The following is a 16,899-nucleotide window of genomic DNA, read 5'->3' as shown; positions in this document are numbered from 1 at the left end:
CCGGCAAGCCGTCATGACCGCCATTTTTCTACTGCTGAAAAGATCTGAAGCGCCCGTCGCCGCTCCCCTCCTGCGGTTCAGGCTCATGCTGCTGGCGGCTTTATCGGCTGCCGGCGTTCTTAACGCACTGCCCTACGCCGCCGCCGTGGAACGGACCTGCGGACCCGACGCGCTTGGCGTGTCGCGCGTCATCGAAGTCGACCGCTCCAAGGGAACGGCGGTCGGCCTGCAAAGCTATCCGCGCACGCTCGATTTGCGCGATCATGAGGTGGTGCTGACGTTCGATGACGGACCGGCGTCTCCCACGCCGCAAGTGCTCGACGCGCTCGCCAAGGAATGCGCGCGCGTGACCTTCTTTCTGATCGGCCGGAATGCGGAAAGCCTGCCCGCTCTGGTGAAGCGCGCCGCCGCGGACGGCCACACCATCGCTCACCATTCCTACAGCCATCCGGACAAGACCCTGAGGCTCATGAGCGAGGACGCCGCCAAGGCCGACATCGACAAAGGGATCACCGCCGTGAACAAGGCGCTCGGCGCAGCGGCCGCGCCCTTCTTCCGCTTTCCCGGCTTCGCCGATACGCCCGCGCTCGTCGCCGACCTCACGTCGCGCGGCTACACAATCTTCGGCTCGGATTTGTGGGCTTCGGACTGGTCGCATATGACGCCCAAGGCCGAACTCGATCTCGTGCTGTCGCGGCTTGAAAAGAACCGCAAAGGCATCGTGCTCTTCCATGATTCGCAGGCGATCACCGCGCAGATGCTGCCCGAATTCCTGCGCGAACTGAAAAAGCGCGGCTATTCGCTTGTCCACATGGTTCCGGGCGACGCGCCGACCCCGATCGTCGCCGCCGGTCCCGACTGGACCTCGACGACAGAGCCGATCATCGCCAAAACGCTTGGGCCAAAGGCCAGGCAGGCGCCGCAGGCCAACGAGCATGAGCATGAGCATGGCGGCGCGCAAGAGGCGCCGAAATCCGGCGAGCCTTAGAGCGTCCGCCTGCAACGCTCAGGTGCTCCCAGATCTACTGAAACCGGAAGCGTTGACGGAGCGCTACAAGCGCCTTTGCGCCGCCAGCGGATCTCAAAGCCTGAAGTCGAGGCGAATATAGTTTGCCAGGTCGGCCGAGACGTTGAGCCGCTGAAAGAAGGACTGCGGATCGAACCCGGAGGCTTCTTGGCGAGCCCTGGCGGCCGCCCGAGCGGCCTCGTAAGCGGCTTCGCTCTCCCACTCCACGAAGGTCACGATGTTGTAGCGGCCCGGACCTGACACCTTCTCCAATACGTAATTCTGCCGGCGCCCCGCTGCTTGATCGAGCGCGGCGTGAGATGCCTTCAGCTTCTCGATGAAGACATCGTGGGAAATGGCGGGAACGTCGAACTTGTCGATCCGGAATAGAGGTGAGTCAGCCATTGGAACTCCTTCCAGCACAGCCCGAACCATCGAGCAGAGAGCTCCAGTTTGACAATATGTTGCCATCATGGCAAGTGCTCGATCATGGAAGACAAGGCGAAAGCGGCGTCGTTCGGCGAGTTGATCCTTGAGATCTTCCGCGTGAACGGCCGCCTCCTGGCAAGCGGTGACAGGCTTGTTGCAGGGCTCAATTTGACGAGTGCAAGGTGGCAGATTCTCGGGGCTGTGGCTCGTGCACCGGGAGGGGAAACTGTGTCAGGCGTGGCGAGAGCCATAGGCCTTCAGCGCCAGGGCGTGCAGCGCATCGTGAACGAACTCGTCCGCGAAAACCTGCTTGCCTTGAGCCCCAACCCGCACCACCGCCGCGCCTCGCTGGTTTCGCTGACGAATGAAGGACGAGCCCGCTACGAGGCCGCAATGCGGCTACGCGAGCCGTGGGCGCGAGAGCTAGCATCGACCATCTCCGACGAACGCGTGGCCACGGCTGCGAGTGTCCTGGTCGAGATCCGGGGCAGGCTGGAAGCCTCGCTCAATGAAGCCAAGGCGCGCATCGTCGACGATGGCGAGGACGTCGCATGAACGCAATAGCGAACCTAAGGCTGCGCGAGGCGGCGCTTAGCCGCGATCGCAGATATAGGTGCTCTTTGAACCCCAGCAGGATCCGCTCTTGTATACGTTTCCGAGATTTTTGCCGCCAAGCGCCGCAGACCAGGTTTTTCCCTTGGCGGGAGAAAGCGTCAGCGTCTGACCGGAATATTGAAAAATCACCGCGCCGCCTTTTCGCGAGATCTGACAGGCGCCGCTGTTGAGCACGCGTCCCGAAATCCTGACGTAGCATTTGCCAGTTCGCGCTTCGGACGCAGGCGGTTCCTGCTCAGCCGCGACGTTCGCCGCCGCTGACGCCTCATCTTCCGCCCCGCGGCGCGCCGATCTGCGCTTTCCCGCGATGCCGTCGGTGAGAAATTCCGGCTCGAGTTCGAGGTTGGCGATGGATGACGCGAGAGGATTCGACGCTTGGGCGCCCGGCGCCGAACCTGCGCCGTCCTGCGCCGATGCGGCGGCGCGTTCCGGCGTCGATGTCGGCGCCACCGGTCCGGCGATGATCGAAGGCGGCTGTTCCTGCGATCGCAAATTGGCGGCCGGCGCCCCCGAACCCGCTTGGCTCGGCGCCCCGCGCGGCGCGGGAGGCGCTATTTTTTGAGGCGTCATCGAATCTGCGGGATCGCCATTCTGCGGAAGCTCTCCCCAGAACGCGGAGCCGACGACGATCGCAGTGCCGACGACGACAAGCGCCGCGGCGCCAATGTAGAAGAACCGCTCGACCCTTTCGAAGTTGCGATCGGACGCCGTTGCGTAGGACGGGCGGCGCGAACCCGCCGGCCGCGGCGACGCCGCGCGCCAATCGCCTTCGATATCATGCCAGGCGTAGCGGGCGCGCGTCTCGATAGTGTCGGCCTTTGGCGGCGGCCTGCGGTCTCTTAACGACACAGCCATGCTTCCCTCTCCGGGCGCCGTCGAACGAAAAGAGCGGCGTCGAACGCCTCGCGTCTGCGCACAAGGCGCGCGGCGCGCTCATTTGCGAAGATCGAGCAGGCGGCTTGCACTGACCAAGCGCCAGCGCGACCATATTACCTTGGGGAATGTGGCTGATGTTTGCCCGCTGCGGCGCCGCAATCGGCCGCGCGAACTCGGGGCGCTTTTGTGGCGCTAACCTTGGTGCGGCCGAGACGCAGGCCTCAGTTCTCGGCTGTCTAAGCTATTGGTAGTTTTCGTAGAACGCTTGCAGCAGGTTAGCCCCTTACACAGAAACTTGCTCAATCGGACCCTTGGCGGTCAAGCAGCGAAGCCGCTCCCTAAGAATTCGCTCAGGAATGCAGCAGAGTGCATAGATTAAACGAATGAATAATATTCATTCTTTCTAATTTTCAATTGATCGGGCTGCGCTCATATTACGTCCATGCGCTTGGCGCGGCGAGATTACGCCAGTTTGCCGAAGCGACTGAAAGGATCGAGACAATGTCCCGCTTGCTTGCCCTGACCACCGTGCTTGCCAGCGCGCTGGCCTTCAGCGCGCCTGCCGCCGCCTTCCACCTCTTCGACGACGTCGGCGACAATCGGAGCCTGAATTGCGAAATGAAGGCGAAAGATCGTTACGCCGCCGCCTGCGATCCGGCGCGCCGCGCCGGCGCCCCGGTGAAGCGTCAGGGCTATAACTGGCCGGATCAGCGTTATTACGGCCATCACGGCATGATGTTTGACTGAGCGTTCGCGCGCGACTGCAACAAAGAAACGGAAGTGGCGGGCGCCGATGACCCGCCCCTTCGACTTACTAAGTCTCTGCTGAAAAGCCGATGGCTATTGGTGCGGCCGAGAGGACTCGAACCTCCACTGGTTGCCCAACTAGCACCTCAAGCTAGCGCGTCTACCAATTCCGCCACGGCCGCAAGGACGCTCCGCTTAACGCGAAGCGCCGGCGCGCTGCGTCTAACAAATCGGCTCCCAGATGACAAGCGGGCCGACGCTTAGGACCTCGGTTTGGTGTAAAGTGACGCGATGAGCCAAGCCGCCTGCCCTTCTGCGCCCGCCGCTGACACGGCGATGCGCGCGCCCGCAGGCGCGCCGCCGGTCGAATGGCGCGTCAGCGACGATCTCGTCCCCTATGAGGCGGCGGTGTCCTTCATGGAGGCGCGCGCCGCGGCGATCGCCTCGGGCGAGGCGCGCGAATGCGTCTGGCTGCTGGAACATCCGCCGATCTATACCGGCGGCTCCTCGGCGAAAGAGCAGGATCTGCTCGAGGCGCGCTTTCCCGTCTATCGCACCGGACGCGGCGGGCAGTTCACCTATCACGGGCCCAAGCAGCGCGTCGCTTACCTCATGCTCGATCTTTCGCGACGCCAACGCGACGTGCGCGCCTTCGTCTGCGCGCTTGAATCATGGATCATCGCGACGCTCGCCGATTTCGGCGTTACGGGCGAGCGGCGCGCCGGGCGCGTCGGCGTCTGGGTCGAGCGGCCCGAGAAGGCCAGAGGATCGGGCGGCGAAATGGCGGAAGACAAGATCGCCGCCATCGGCGTTCGCCTGCGGCAATGGGTGAGCTTCCACGGGATCGCGCTCAATGTCGCGCCGGATCTGACGCATTTTTCCGGCATCGCGCCCTGCGGCGTGCGCGACGCCCATCTTGGCGTCACGAGCCTTGAGGATTTGGGCGTTCGTGCCGACATGCGCGCCGTCGACGCCGCGCTGCGCAGGAATTTCGAGGTGATCTTCGGTGCGACGGTGGACGTCTAGGACGCGGCGGGGGCGCACGCCTCGCGCGCCGCAAGCGCGGCGAAGAGCGCATCGTCTTCATTGACGCCGGCGTTGCCCGTCGTCAGCAGCTTCTCGCCATAGAAGATCGAATTGGCGCCGGCGACGAGACAGAGAATTTGCGCTTCACGCGACAGCGACGAGCGGCCGGCAGAGAGCCGCACCCGCGCCTTCGGCATCACGATGCGCGTCGTCGCGATCATGCGCACGAGATCGAGCGGGTCGATCTGCGCGCGCCCGGCGAGCGGCGTGCCTTCGACGGCGACCAGCGCGTTGATCGGCACGCTTTCCGGATGCGGATCGAAAGACGCCAACGTCTGCAACATGCCGGCGCGATCTTTCACGCTTTCGCCCATGCCGATGATGCCGCCGCAGCACATCTCGAGCCCCGCGCCGCGCACGGCCTTGAGCGTGTCGAGACGATCCTGATAGCTGCGCGTGGTGATGATCTCGTTGTAGAATTCCGGGCCGGTGTCGAGATTATGGTTGTAGGCGGTGAGCCCCGCGTCGACGAGGCGCTTCGCTTGCGACTCATTGATCATGCCGAGCGTGACGCAGGCCTCCATGCCGAGCGCGCGCACGCCGCGCACCATGTCGAGCACGGCGTCGAAGCGCTTGCCCTCGGGCGCGGAGCGCCAGGCGGCGCCCATGCAGAAGCGATCCGCGCCGGCCTCTCTGGCGGTCTTTGCGGCGCCGAGCACGTCCGCCGTCTCCATGAGATCGACGCGGTCGAGCTTCACTTCGCGGTGATGCGCCGATTGCGGGCAATAAGAGCAGTCTTCCGGACAGCCGCCGGTCTTGATCGACAGCAGCGCCGCCTTCTGCACGTCATTGACGTCGTGAAAGCGGCGATGAACGGCGTTCGCCTGCGCGACGAGATCGAGCAGCGGCTGATCATGGATGGCGACGATCTCTTCAACGCGCCAGTCGTAGCGTAAGGAGAAGTCCGTGGGCGCGTTCACGCCGGACCTCCGGCGTCGCGGCTTTGCGAACGATGCTGGGAGCGCGCGGCGAGTTTGCGCTGCGGCGCCTCAGACGTCTCCTCGGCGCGCGTCGCGCTCTTGCGCCCGCCGCGCAGAGCGGCATAAGCGACGAAAAGCGCCATCACGACGTCGAACGCCGCATTGGCGACCACGAAGGGCGCGGGGGCGAATTGCGAGGCGGCGCCGATATAGTGAAAGTAAATCGCGTAGAGCGGATGCAGCGCGAGGCCTGCGACGACCCACCACGGCGAGCCGATGATCGACATGCCGGCGAGCGTGCCGAAGACGGCGACGCCGGTCATTTCGACGCCGACCCAGGGGCCGGGCTCCTCAGCGCGAAAGGCGAAGCCGACGTAGAGGAAGCACAGCGCAATCAGCGCATAGGCGGCGATCCGCTGGACGGCCGCGCCCGACCATTTGCAGAATGCAAGCAGGCCCAAGGCGAAGACCAGGCCGACCCCGGCGAAGATAAGAATTTCGGTTGTGTCGAGCATGGCTTTGACCATTAGCGCCGCGAAGTGCGGAGATTAGGCGGGTCGCATCGTCGCCGACGTCTATAAGGGGCGACGTCGCCTCGAACAAGTGCCGCGTCGAAAAGGCGCCCGAAGCCTGCTATAGCTGGCAGAGAGGCGCCTTGAGGCGCGGAAAGTTTAAAGGTCGCGACAGATCATGCAGCTCGAGGCGCAGGCGCAGGAAAATCTCGTTACGACCGCTGCGGCGGCGGGCGCCGATCCCGAAGCCTTGAAGGGCGACGAATCGCTCATCGAGGACATTCGCCTTCTCGGGCGCCTGCTCGGCGACGCGGTTCGTGAACATGAAGGGACCACGGCGTTCGAGCGCATCGAGACGATCCGGCGGCTCTCCGTCGCCGCGAGTCGCAACGGGGACGCCGAGGCCGACAGGAATCTCGACGCGCTGCTGCGTGCGCTGACGGCGGAAGAGGCGCGCACCGTGATCCGCGCCTTCAGCTATTTCTCGCATCTTGCGAACATCGCAGAAGATTTGCATCCGCTGCAGCAGCGCGCTCGCGCCCAGGCGAGCGGCGCCTTCACCGGCGCGCCGAGCCTCGCCACGACCTTCGCGCGTCTGCGCAAGGCCGCCGTCGGCGCCGGCAAGATCGCCCAGGCGCTGGCGCGCGGGTGGATTTCGCCGGTGCTGACCGCGCATCCGACGGAAGTGCGCCGCAAGAGCCTGCTCGACGCCGAACACGCGATCTTCAAACTGCTCGCCGCGCGCGAGCATATGCGCGGCAAGGCCGAGCGCGCGCAAAACGAGATGCAGCTTCGCGCCCGCGTCTCGCAGCTCTGGCAGACTGAGCTGTTGCGTCATTCGCGTTTGACCGTGCGCGATGAAATCGAGAACACGCTGAGTTATTATCGCAGCACATTTCTGCGCGAGATCCCGCGCCTTTACGCGGACATCGAACAGCGTCTCGACGGACTGCGCGTGCCGCCGTTCCTGCGCATGGGCGCTTGGGTCGGCGGCGACCGCGACGGCAATCCGAATGTGACGGCGGAGTCGCTTTCGACCGCCCTACGCATGCAGTGTGAAACCGTGCTGCGCTTCTATCTCATCGAAGTGCATGAGCTCGGCGCGGAACTTTCGATGTCGCGGCGTTACGCCGGCTGCACCAAGGCGCTCGAAGCGCTTGCGGCCCGCTCGGGCGACGACAATCCGCATCGGGACGACGAGCCCTATCGCCGCGCGCTCATCGGCGTCTATTCGCGCCTCGCCGGCACGCTGGAGAAGCTGACCGGCGGCCAGGCGGCGCGCCACGCCGTGGCGCCTGGCGAGCCCTACGCCAATTCCTGGGCGCTGCTCGCCGATCTCGTCACCATCGATGAGTCGCTGCGGGTGCATCACAGCGAAGTCATCGCCACGCAGCGGCTCGAGCCGCTGATCCGCGCCGTCGAAGTCTTCGGCTTTCACCTTGCGACGCTCGATTTGCGGCAGAGCTCCGACCGCCACGAAGAAACCATCTCCGAGCTTCTCGGAGCCGCCCGGGTCGTCGACGATTACACCACGCTCCCGGAAGCCGAGAAGCAGCAGTTGCTGCTGAGGCTGCTCGGCGATCCGCGGCCGGTGCGCCTGCCGGGCGCGACATACAGCGACCGCGCCACGAGCGAATTGACGATCATGGAGCGCGCGCTCGAGATGCGACGGCTCTATGGCGATGAAGCGATCCGCCATTACATCATCAGCCACACTGAAACGGTCAGCGATCTTCTCGAAGTGCTGCTGCTGCAGAAGGAATGCGGCTTGATGCGCGGCACGCTCGATCCGCGCGACGCTCAGCGCGTCATCGCCGATCTCATCATCGTGCCGCTTTTTGAGACGATCGAGGATTTGCGCAACGCCGCGCCGATCATGCAGGAGTTCTATGCGCTCCCTGGCATCCTCAAGCTCGTCGTCAATTCCGGCGGGCAGCAGGACGTCATGCTCGGCTATTCCGACTCCAACAAGGACGGCGGCATCCTAACGAGCATCTGGGAGCTTTACCGCGCCTCGACCGCGCTTGCGGAGTTTTTCGCCTCGGCGCCGAACGTCGCGCTGCGGCTTTTCCATGGGCGCGGCGGAACCGTCGGACGCGGCGGCGGACCGAGCTACGACGCCATTCTGGCGCAGCCACCCGGCACGGTGAACGGGCAGATCCGCCTGACCGAGCAGGGCGAAGTCATCGCGGCGAAATACGCCAATCCGCAGATCGGCCACGTCAATCTGGAACTGCTCGTCGCCGCGACGCTGGAAGCGACGCTGCTTTCCGCGCACAAGACTCCGGCGCCGGAGTTCTTGGAGGCTGCTGAAGAATTATCGCAGGCCGGCATGGCCGCCTATCGCGGACTGGTTTATGGCACCGAAGGCTTCGTCGATTTCTTCTTTTCGTCGACGCCGATTTCGGAAATCGCCTCGCTCAATATCGGCTCGCGCCCCGCCTCGCGCAAACCTTCGCGCCGCATTGAAGATTTGCGCGCGATCCCGTGGAGCTTTTCCTGGGCGCAGGCGCGCGTCGCGCTGCCGGGCTGGTACGGCTTTGGTTCGGCGATCGCGCATTTCATTGAAGAGGACGAGAAAGCGCGGCTCGCGCTCTTGCGCCGGATGAGCGAGGAATGGCCGTTCTTTCGCGCGCTGCTCTCGAACATCGACATGATCCTCTCCAAGACCGACATGTCGATCGCGCATCATTATGCCGGTCTCGTCGAGGACAAGGCGCTTGCCGCGCGCATTTTCGGCATGATCGAAGCGGAGCATGGGCGCGCGAATGACGCGCTCGAAAAACTTCTCGGCTCCAAGGAGCGGCTCGCGGACAATCCGACGCTCGCGCGATCGCTCCGGCACCGCTTCCCCTATATCGCGCCGCTCAACTATCTGCAGGTCGAATTGATCCGCCGCCATCGCGCAGGCGAGCGCGGCGAGGACATTCGCGAAGGCATCCTGATGTCGATCAACGGCATTGCGGCGGGCTTGCGCAATACGGGTTAACCCAGTCGCGCAGAGCGCTACGGCGCGTTCGGGATATCCTGCAATGCCGTCAAGCGGACAGGAATCCCTCAATCTGCGCGCAAAATTGCTCCGGCGCTTCGTCGGCGACGAAGTGGCCGCTGTCGTCCACGATCACAGACCTTAAATTCGTCGCCTGTGGTCGGAGCGCGTCCGCGAGCCTTTCGCCAACGCTGTGTCGCCCGGCGATCGCCAACACCGGCATGTCGAGCTTGCGGCCCTTCAAGGATGCGGCCGCGGCGGCGTCATCTTTGAGCGCCCGATAATAGTTGAATCCCGCCGTCATGCCGCCCTCCGAGGCGTAATGTTTGGCGAATTCTGCGATCGCGGCGTCTGGGACCGCGTCCTTCTTGTGGGACCAGGCGCGGATCTGCGCCGCGATATAATCGCGCTCGCGGCCCTTGGTCAGCATTTCCGGAAAATCTGGCGCCATGTGAAATCCGTAATGCCAGGCGCCGCCGCGCAACGCATCCATGTTCTCCGTGCCCGGAACCAGGCAATCCACCAGGACGAGCTTTTCGACATGCTCAGGGTGAAGATGGGCGAGCATGAAGGCGGCTTTCCCGCCCATATCATGGCCAACGACATGGGCGCGCCCCCCGGCCGTCTGGTCAATGAGCGCTCGAACGTCGCCAGCGATGGTTTGCTTGTCATATCCCGCGGCGGTTCGTTCGGACAGGCCGAGGCCGCGCAGATCGGGGGCGATCAGCGTAAACCGCGAGCAGAGGCGCTCCATCGTGGAGCGCCACGCAAACCAGGTCTGCGGCCAACCGTGAAGCAAGACCACGTTAGGGCCGACCCCGACGCGCACATAATGCAGCTTGACGCCATTGACTCGCGCGAAGAGGCTCTGGCCGCCATTGGGCGCCAGCGCGCCGTCTTGGTAATCCACCGCGCCCGGCGAACTCGTCTCGCTTGTCGTCGGCGAAGCGGTCGCGGCTGCGCCGGCCGCGAAAGTCGACGCTCCAAGAAGAAAGGCGCGGCGTTCCATGCTCATGATCCGTGTTTCCTATGAATAGGGACAATGGAGAGGATTAAGTCTCGGCAACCTAAAATGCCCGCCATGAGCAACATTTAAAAGTCAGACTTTTTTCGTGTGGCGGCTGGCCCGGCGGAGCGGCGCGCCAGCCAACCGGATCGTTTCTGCGCTGAAGAGTCGAGGACAACAAATGGCGCCCCAAACATGGTATAGATATTGCGCGTCATCAGACCGCAAATTAACAAGTTGGTCGCAGGGATTTCGGTTGGGCAGCGCCCAGGCATCTTACGCCGGCCATATCGGAGGGGGTTAAACGTCATGAGCGCAGGCAATCAGTTCAATGACATCAGTCTGGAAGAGTTGAAGTCAGGACTTGCATCAGGGCGGGTCTTGCTTGTCGACGTGCGAGAGGCTGACGAATATGCGGCGGGCCATATCGCCGGCGCGATTTTCAATCCGCTGTCGAAATTCGATCCGAGCCAGCTGCCGATCGCAGGCGAGGGCCAGCAAGTGGTCATCTATTGCCGCTCCGGCAAGCGTTCGGTGTCTGCGATGGAACAGGCGCGGCTCTTGGGCCGTCGCGACGCCAATACGCATTTTGGCGGTGGCATCCTCGCCTGGCTCAACGCCGGCGAACCTGTCGTCCAGGGCATGTAAAAGACGCGCCCGGACGGCGGCGCAGCTTCAACGCAGGCTCGCGAGATAGCGCGACAGGGCGAGCAGTTCGCTTTCGCTGAAGATGTCAAAGGCCGGCATCAGATTGCCGGGCTTGATGTCTTGATTATGCGTGATCCATCGCGCGATGGAGGCTTCGTCCGTCGCGAGGATCGCGGCGCCAATCGAGATCCTGCCGCCCACATGCGTAAGATCGGGTCCGAGCCGGCCGGCCGCAGGCGTTCCGCGGATTGTGTGGCACGCGCCGCAGCCGTGCGAAAGAAACAGCGCCTTGCCCTCTCGCGTCTCCTGCGTTGTGGGCTCCTGCGCAGGCTGAAACTCCCGTAATCGCCATTCGTCATATTCATTCTGCGGCATCGCCACGACGTTGAACGCCATCAGCGCATGCGCCCCGCCGCAATATTCCGCGCATTGGCCCCTGCTCACGCCAGCTGTCTCGGCGCTCAGCGTCAGCGCGGTCTTGCGGCCGGGAATCATATCGAGCTTGCCGGCCAATCTCGGCGCCCAGAAACTATGGATGACATTGTCGCTCGTGAGTTCGATCTCGACCGCGCGGCCGACCGGAATGCGCAATTCATTTGCGCTCTCCACCGCCGACGGGCCGTCCCGGTAGATGACGCGCCACCACCAGCGCTCGCCCGCCACCTCTATTCCAACCGGACTCGCCGCCATCTTTCCCGGCCCCGCGCCGAGCATAACCAGTCCGTAGACGAGGAGCGCGGAGAGCGTGACGACGGGGAAGATCAGCCCGCCGGCAAGCACGACAGTATCGCCGGCCAGGAACGCCCGGCGGCGCGGCGGCGCAAATAGCGCGATCGCCGTCAGGAGAGTGACCACGAGCATGATCGCGCCGCTTCCCGCGACCATGACCCAGAAGAGTTGCGCAATATGTTGCGCCTGCGGTCCGGTCGGCGCGAGCGTCGATTGAACGCCCTCGCATCCCGCAAGCATAAGGCACGCTGGAGCGGCGCGCGCGATGTGCAAGGATCGCTGTCTATCGCGCACGGCGGCCTCCACGACGAGGCGGTGGGGTCCGTTCTGACTTCTCCGGCGTTGTCCCCGCGACGCTGGCGAAATAGGCGGCGACGTCTTGCGCCTGCGCGTCGGTCAGACGCGAAGCGATCGTCCCCATGATCGCTCCATATCCCGACTTTTTCCTCAGTCCGCGTTTCCAGATTTCGATCTGGCCGACGATATAGGGCCCGTATTGACCGTCGAGCTTTGGAAAGGACGGCGCGCGTGTGTCGCCGTGGCAAACCAGACAGGGCGGGACGCCCGACTCCGCGACTCCCTTTGTCGCGATTTCTTTGCCGCGGGCGATCTGATCGGCGTTTGACTCTATCGGCGGCCCGCTTGGAGCGAGGTTCGGCGCGCCCGCGTAATATGCGCTCAGCGCCGCGATCGCGGCATCGTCCAGCGCCACGGCGATCGGCTCCATAATTCCGCTCGGCCTCAATCCGCCGGCGAAATCGCGCAGCGCGCGTTCAACATAGGCCTGCGACTGTCCGGCGAGGCGGGGCACGAGCGCGCTTCTGGGCTGCGCATCGCCACGATGGCAGCGCACGCATCGGGTCAGCGCCTCCATCGTCATGCCGTTCCGGGCGATCTCAGCGCCATCATTCGGCCGCGCCTCGGGGTCGCCGATGGCGAACAGCCGATATTGTCTCGCGCTCATCTGCGGAAGGGCGCGCAGAAAAGCGACAACGGCCCACACTTCATCGTCGCGTTGCTGCGCGACCCACGCCGGCATTCCAGTAAACTTCAGGCCATGCTTGACGATCCAGAAGAGCTGCTCTGTCGACCAGTTGGCTGCGGCGCCGCCGAGTTCGGGCGGCTCTGGGAGCATGCGATCAACGATCGGGTCGCTGTGCCCCCCCGGCGCGCCGTGGCAAGGCGCGCAGCCTCCGTCGAAATGGCCGGCGCCGAGGATCACCAGATTTTTATCATCGAGCGTCGGCCGAGTGATGGAGGCGCTGTGCGTCGCAACGGAACGCCGCAAACCAAACTCCAGGAACCAGCGCGTGAGCGCCCAATGAGGCTGGCTGGCCGCGACGTTGTAGAGACCCGACCACGCGAAAAACAGGACGGCCAAAGCTAGAACGAGGGCGACCCCGACGCCGGCGAGTAGAGCTTTTCCGGCGAACGCCACCTGGCGTCACCGCTGCGCTGCGCCGGCGCATCGGGGGCCAGCTGCATTTGACTGTTCGGTTCTCTCCATACCGATCTCCCCACTTGGCGCTAGCCTAGCAGCGTCGCCGACACAGTAGCGTCCTAAGAGAGATAGGGTTGGAACACGAAGCGATCAGCTCGCAAGCGCAGGCCTCGCCAAATTGCCTCAAGAGGCCGACGCGGCAGTGTTCCTTGGCGAACCCATGGCCACTGTCGAGCTGAAGGAATAAGTTCCAAATCTTGAAGCCTAGCAGCGACTTTCCGGGACATGCGCATGAGCGACCAATATCGAACAATCAGCCGGCAATATTCGGCGGCGCGGAAGGATGACCATACGAATTTCCTTGAAACGCCGACCGTCCAATCGGTTCTCGGCGATCTTTCAGGCGCGAGCGCGATCGACTACGCATGCGGGACTGGCCATTATTCCCGGCTTCTCAAAAGACTTGGCGCAAAGAATGTGCTCGGCGTGGATCTGTCGCCCGCGATGATTGACGTCGCCCGACATGAAGAGATCCAAAATCCACTTGGCGTCGCCTATGAGGTCGGCGACGCCGCAACGATGGCGGTCTTGGGGGCATTCGACGTCGCGACCGCCGCCTTTCTGTTCAACTACGCCGAGGACGAGCAGACGCTTGCGCAAATGCTCAGGTCTGTAGCGGCGAATGTGATTCCCGACGGCAGATTGGTCGCCGTCGTGCCCAATCCGGACTTCGTCAACGGTCGAGATGATACGCTCCCGTATGGATTCTTTCTCGAAGAGATCGGGGAAGGTCCCATGCGCCTGCGCGTTCGGATGACGTTTGTCGGCGAAGAAAAATTCTGGATCGAATTCACCCAGTGGAACCGTCGCGCTTACGAGGACGCGCTGACGCAGGCAGGGTTTGCTGACGCCGAATGGACGCCATTCGCCGTGTCTAAGGAAGGAATTGAGCGTTACGGACAAAAATTCTGGGACGCAATTCTCGCCAATCCGAAAAGCGTCGTATTGAGCGCAAGGAAAAAGCCTGCGTGAACACGTCCGCAGCGAGTACGGTCAAGATCAACAATATTCCGATGTGAGGGCGCGATGCTTCTCGTCGATACGGCGGATCAAAATGCTATCCTGGACGCGCTGAAATTTCCGGGCGTGCAGGGATTCACCACCAATCCGACATTGATCGCCCGCGCCGCCGGCGCGGAAGCTTTGTCATTGGATGAGTACGTCGCCGCGGCGCGCAAGCTCTGCGGAATGTCCGCCGACGTCGGCGCGATTCGCCAGCTGATGATTCAGGCGGTTGGAGGTCCGGACGAGACCCGGCGGCAAGCAAGTCTCTATCTCGACGACCTAAAGGCTGCCCGCGAAAAAAAGCTTTGGATCAAACTTGCGCCGACTGCACCGAGCCTTGCGTGCTGCCGGGCGCTGAAAGACATAGGCTGCGCATCTCTGGCGACAGCGGTGTTCACGGCGGCGCAGGCCTATGTCGCAATGGAGGCGGGCGCGGATGGCGTCGCGGTATATCTCGGCAGGCTCATGCGGCGTGAAAGAGATTGGGAGAAGCAGCTCGAAAGCGTCGCCGCGATCGTCAAGAGCGCCGAACGGACCTTGCTGCTTGCGAGTTTCCCCGATCGACAAACTGTCGAAGCTGGGCTGCGGTATAGTCACGACATCACGGCGCCGCCGTCTGTTCTCGACGACTTGCTGACGTCCGCCCTGTCGCAGGAGGCGATCGAAGCCTTCGACAAGAAGATCGTATTGGAACGCTAAAGGGCAAACGAGCTTATCGCAGCCAGGCCGAAGGGCCCTTCGAAAAACGAGAATGCCATGCGCGCAAAGAATCGTGACGTCTCGCGTCGGAAGCTTCTGATCGGCTGCGCGCTCGGCGCGCTCACGCCCTGTATTGCAGATCGGCCCGGTTTGGCCGAGACCTCCGATCTCGCCGATTTTCTTCGCCTCAGCGCCGAGCTAACCGGACGCACGCGTCTTCAGGTCGATTCGGCTCGGATTTATCTGCAGAGTCTTGGACTCGATCGCGGCGCATTGAGCAGCATGGTTCCTCTACAAGACAAAAACTCGGAGGGTCTTGCGCGAAGAATTGTGGCGGACTGGTATTCCGGTCAAACCGTCGACTCTGGACGCATGATTTGCGTGGATTACACAGGCGCGCTGATGTGGGACGCGATGGGATTTGCGCGGCCAGGCGGCGTTCCCGGCGAAGCCGCGAGTTGGGCGCTTGCACCGACCAAGGAGTGAGGCGTTCCATATGGATCTTCATGCCGACGTCTTGGTCATAGGCTCTGGCGTCGCCGGCGCATTGGTCGCCTCTCGCGTCGCGCGCAAAGGCGCGACAGTCATTATTATGGAGGCCGGCCCTCGCGTCGACCGCGCCGCCTCGGTGAGACGATTCCAGAGCGCTTCTGCAAAGACTCCCGAGTCGGCCTATGAGCAGGCCGCGTTCGCACCGCATCCCGAAACCGACAAGCCCTATGCGTTCTATGCGCAAAAAGGGCCTCGCCCGTTCAACTCGACCTATTTGCGACAGGTGGGCGGCACGACGTGGCACTGGCTGGGAACCGCCATTCGACTGGTTCCCGATGATTTCCGGATGAAATCGCGCTTCGGGCTCGGCGTTGATTGGCCGATCTCATACGCCGATCTCGAGCCATGGTATTGCCAGGCGGAACAGGAGCTCGAAGTCGCCGGAGACAATGACGACGATCTTGGCTCGCCCCGCTCCGCGCCCTACCCCTTTCCGCCGATCGCCCAGAGCTTCCTCGATCGCGCATGGCGCAACGCGTTGCAGAAGTCCGACTATAAGGTCCGGCCGACTCCGCAGGCGCGCCTCTCGAAGGCGTCCGGCGACCGACCGGCCTGTCACGGCAGCGCCAGCTGCATTCCCATCTGTCCGATTCAAGCGAAATATGACGCGACCATTCACGTCGCGCGCGCCCAATCTCTCGGCGCGAGGCTGCTGACGGAGACCTGCGCCAATTTCATCGAATGCCGCCCGGACGGGCGCGTCGAAGCGGTCAGGTTCATACGATCCGATGGCGCGACCGGACGCGTGTTCGCGCGCGCCGTCTGCGTCGCCGGCAACGGCGTCGAGACGCCGCGACTCCTGCTGGCCTCGGCCTCCGAGTCATTTTCTGGCGGCGTCGCCAATCGCTCGGATCAGCTCGGCCGAAATCTGATGGACCATCCGATCCAGCTCAGCTGGGCGCTCACGCGCCAACCCGTCTGGCCCTATCGGGGACCTGGAGCGACATCGGGGATCGAGAATTATCGAGATCTGAAAGACCGCGGCGCAAATTCGGCTTTGAGATTCGAATTTGGCAATGAAGGGTGGAATTGGCCGACGGGAGCGCCTGAATCGACCGCGCGCGAGCTGGCGCTGAGCGGCCTGCGCGGAAAGGCGCTCGACGCCGCGCTCAGGGAGCAGACGTCGCGGCACGTTCGCGTGGCCGCATTGACGGAGCAACTCCCTTTGGCCAGCAACAGGGTGACGCTGGATCGTACGCAAATCGAAAAGACCGGTCTGCCGCGCCCAGCGATCTTCTTTCAACTCGACCGCTACACAGAACGCGCGCTCGGCAACGCCAAACATCTGCATGAAGACATGTTTGCACGAATCGGCGTGGAGGCGTTTTGGCACAAGGACGACGCCCAAGCCGCAGGCCATATCATGGGCACGGCGCGCATGGGCGCGGACCCGGCGACGTCCGTCGTCGACAAAGACCTGCGCGCCCACGCGCACCGCAATCTTTTTCTGGTTGGCGCCGCCGTGTTCCCGACCGGCGGAACCGCCAACCCGACGCTCACCATCGCCGCGCTCGCCCTGCGCGCCGCCGAGGCTGTTCTTTCATCCTTGAAGGAATAGTCGCGCGCTGGAGCCAGCCTG

Annotated in this window: 17 protein-coding genes and 1 tRNA gene; 10 read left to right on the top strand and 8 right to left on the bottom strand. The window is 63.6% G+C overall.

Annotation, left to right across the window (positions count from 1 at the left end; translation table 11 throughout):
- The first annotated feature begins 13 nt into the window (after window positions 1-13).
- Window positions 14-988 (top strand): polysaccharide deacetylase family protein, encoded by a 975-nt coding sequence (locus IYW40_RS15990; RefSeq protein ID WP_246720845.1) that lies wholly within the window; start codon window positions 14-16, stop codon window positions 986-988.
- Between the two features lie 93 nt (window positions 989-1,081).
- On the opposite strand, the gene IYW40_RS15985 is transcribed toward IYW40_RS15990, so the two are convergent.
- The gene (locus IYW40_RS15985; RefSeq protein WP_196401293.1) at window positions 1,082-1,411 is read right to left on the bottom strand and encodes an antibiotic biosynthesis monooxygenase; all 330 of its coding nucleotides are present in this window, start codon (window positions 1,409-1,411) and stop codon (window positions 1,082-1,084) included.
- An 84-nt stretch (window positions 1,412-1,495) separates the two neighbouring features.
- Here IYW40_RS15985 and IYW40_RS15980 point away from each other — a divergent pair, with 84 nt between their 5' ends.
- Entirely contained in the window at window positions 1,496-1,990 is a 495-nt protein-coding gene (locus IYW40_RS15980; protein ID WP_196401292.1) for a MarR family transcriptional regulator, read from the top strand.
- Between the two features lie 36 nt (window positions 1,991-2,026).
- On the opposite strand, the gene IYW40_RS15975 is transcribed toward IYW40_RS15980, so the two are convergent.
- Window positions 2,027-2,905: a hypothetical protein gene (locus IYW40_RS15975; RefSeq protein WP_196401291.1), complete on the bottom strand. Its 879-nt coding sequence runs from the start codon at window positions 2,903-2,905 to the stop codon at window positions 2,027-2,029.
- A 522-nt stretch (window positions 2,906-3,427) separates the two neighbouring features.
- Here IYW40_RS15975 and IYW40_RS15970 point away from each other — a divergent pair.
- Entirely contained in the window at window positions 3,428-3,673 is a 246-nt protein-coding gene (locus IYW40_RS15970; RefSeq protein WP_196401290.1) for a hypothetical protein, read from the top strand.
- A 97-nt stretch (window positions 3,674-3,770) separates the two neighbouring features.
- Here IYW40_RS15970 and IYW40_RS15965 read toward each other — a convergent pair.
- A tRNA-Leu gene (locus IYW40_RS15965) sits at window positions 3,771-3,855 on the bottom strand.
- A gap of 154 nt (window positions 3,856-4,009) precedes the next feature.
- On the opposite strand from IYW40_RS15965, the gene lipB reads away from it, so the two are divergent.
- Window positions 4,010-4,699, top strand: coding sequence for a lipoyl(octanoyl) transferase LipB (gene lipB, locus IYW40_RS15960; protein WP_196401289.1), 690 nt, complete (start codon window positions 4,010-4,012; stop codon window positions 4,697-4,699).
- On the opposite strand, the gene bioB is transcribed toward lipB, so the two are convergent.
- Entirely contained in the window at window positions 4,696-5,679 is a 984-nt protein-coding gene (bioB, locus tag IYW40_RS15955; protein WP_196401288.1) for a biotin synthase BioB, read from the bottom strand. The two genes, lipB and bioB, sit on opposite strands and share 4 nt — an antisense overlap.
- On the bottom strand, window positions 5,676-6,206 hold the full coding sequence (locus tag IYW40_RS15950) for a PTS sugar transporter subunit IIA (protein WP_196401287.1): 531 nt from the start codon (window positions 6,204-6,206) through the stop codon (window positions 5,676-5,678). The genes bioB and IYW40_RS15950 overlap by 4 nt, the downstream gene beginning before the upstream one ends.
- Window positions 6,207-6,369: 163 nt before the next feature.
- On the opposite strand from IYW40_RS15950, the gene ppc reads away from it, so the two are divergent.
- Window positions 6,370-9,180: a phosphoenolpyruvate carboxylase gene (gene ppc / locus IYW40_RS15945; protein WP_196401286.1), complete on the top strand. Its 2,811-nt coding sequence runs from the start codon at window positions 6,370-6,372 to the stop codon at window positions 9,178-9,180.
- Window positions 9,181-9,229: 49 nt separating this feature from the next.
- Here ppc and IYW40_RS15940 read toward each other — a convergent pair whose 3' ends face one another.
- A complete protein-coding gene (locus IYW40_RS15940; protein WP_196401285.1) occupies window positions 9,230-10,195 on the bottom strand; it encodes an alpha/beta hydrolase in 966 nt (321 codons plus the stop codon).
- 300 nt (window positions 10,196-10,495) lie between these two features.
- Between IYW40_RS15940 and IYW40_RS15935 the strand changes: the two genes are divergently transcribed.
- On the top strand, window positions 10,496-10,834 hold the full coding sequence (locus IYW40_RS15935; protein ID WP_196401284.1) for a rhodanese-like domain-containing protein: 339 nt from the start codon (window positions 10,496-10,498) through the stop codon (window positions 10,832-10,834).
- Between the two features lie 27 nt (window positions 10,835-10,861).
- Here IYW40_RS15935 and coxB read toward each other — a convergent pair whose 3' ends face one another.
- Together coxB and IYW40_RS15925 are read right to left on the bottom strand one after the other, a co-directional pair.
- Window positions 10,862-11,836 carry a cytochrome c oxidase subunit II gene (coxB, locus tag IYW40_RS15930; RefSeq protein ID WP_196401431.1) on the bottom strand — a complete coding sequence of 325 codons (975 nt, stop codon included), beginning with the start codon at window positions 11,834-11,836 and terminating at the stop codon, window positions 10,862-10,864.
- A 10-nt stretch (window positions 11,837-11,846) separates the two neighbouring features.
- Window positions 11,847-13,001: a c-type cytochrome gene (locus tag IYW40_RS15925; protein WP_196401283.1), complete on the bottom strand. Its 1,155-nt coding sequence runs from the start codon at window positions 12,999-13,001 to the stop codon at window positions 11,847-11,849.
- A 294-nt stretch (window positions 13,002-13,295) separates the two neighbouring features.
- On the opposite strand from IYW40_RS15925, the gene IYW40_RS15920 reads away from it, so the two are divergent.
- The 4 genes from IYW40_RS15920 to IYW40_RS15905 are packed head-to-tail and all read left to right on the top strand — an operon-like array spanning window position 13,296 to window position 16,878.
- Entirely contained in the window at window positions 13,296-14,036 is a 741-nt protein-coding gene (locus IYW40_RS15920; protein ID WP_246720844.1) for a class I SAM-dependent methyltransferase, read from the top strand.
- A 54-nt stretch (window positions 14,037-14,090) separates the two neighbouring features.
- Window positions 14,091-14,768, top strand: coding sequence for a transaldolase family protein (locus tag IYW40_RS15915; RefSeq protein ID WP_196401281.1), 678 nt, complete (start codon window positions 14,091-14,093; stop codon window positions 14,766-14,768).
- Between the two features lie 57 nt (window positions 14,769-14,825).
- Window positions 14,826-15,254 carry a hypothetical protein gene (locus IYW40_RS15910; RefSeq protein ID WP_196401280.1) on the top strand — a complete coding sequence of 143 codons (429 nt, stop codon included), beginning with the start codon at window positions 14,826-14,828 and terminating at the stop codon, window positions 15,252-15,254.
- A gap of 10 nt (window positions 15,255-15,264) precedes the next feature.
- The gene (locus tag IYW40_RS15905) at window positions 15,265-16,878 is read left to right on the top strand and encodes a GMC family oxidoreductase (protein ID WP_196401279.1); all 1,614 of its coding nucleotides are present in this window, start codon (window positions 15,265-15,267) and stop codon (window positions 16,876-16,878) included.
- The last annotated feature ends 21 nt before the right edge of the window (window positions 16,879-16,899 follow it).

The organism is Methylocystis sp. H4A (genome assembly GCF_015709545.1).
Lineage (GTDB): Bacteria > Pseudomonadota > Alphaproteobacteria > Rhizobiales > Beijerinckiaceae > Methylocystis > Methylocystis silviterrae.
The sequence above is the reverse complement of the archived record's forward strand: the minus strand, read 5'-3'. Positions and strand labels throughout refer to the sequence as shown.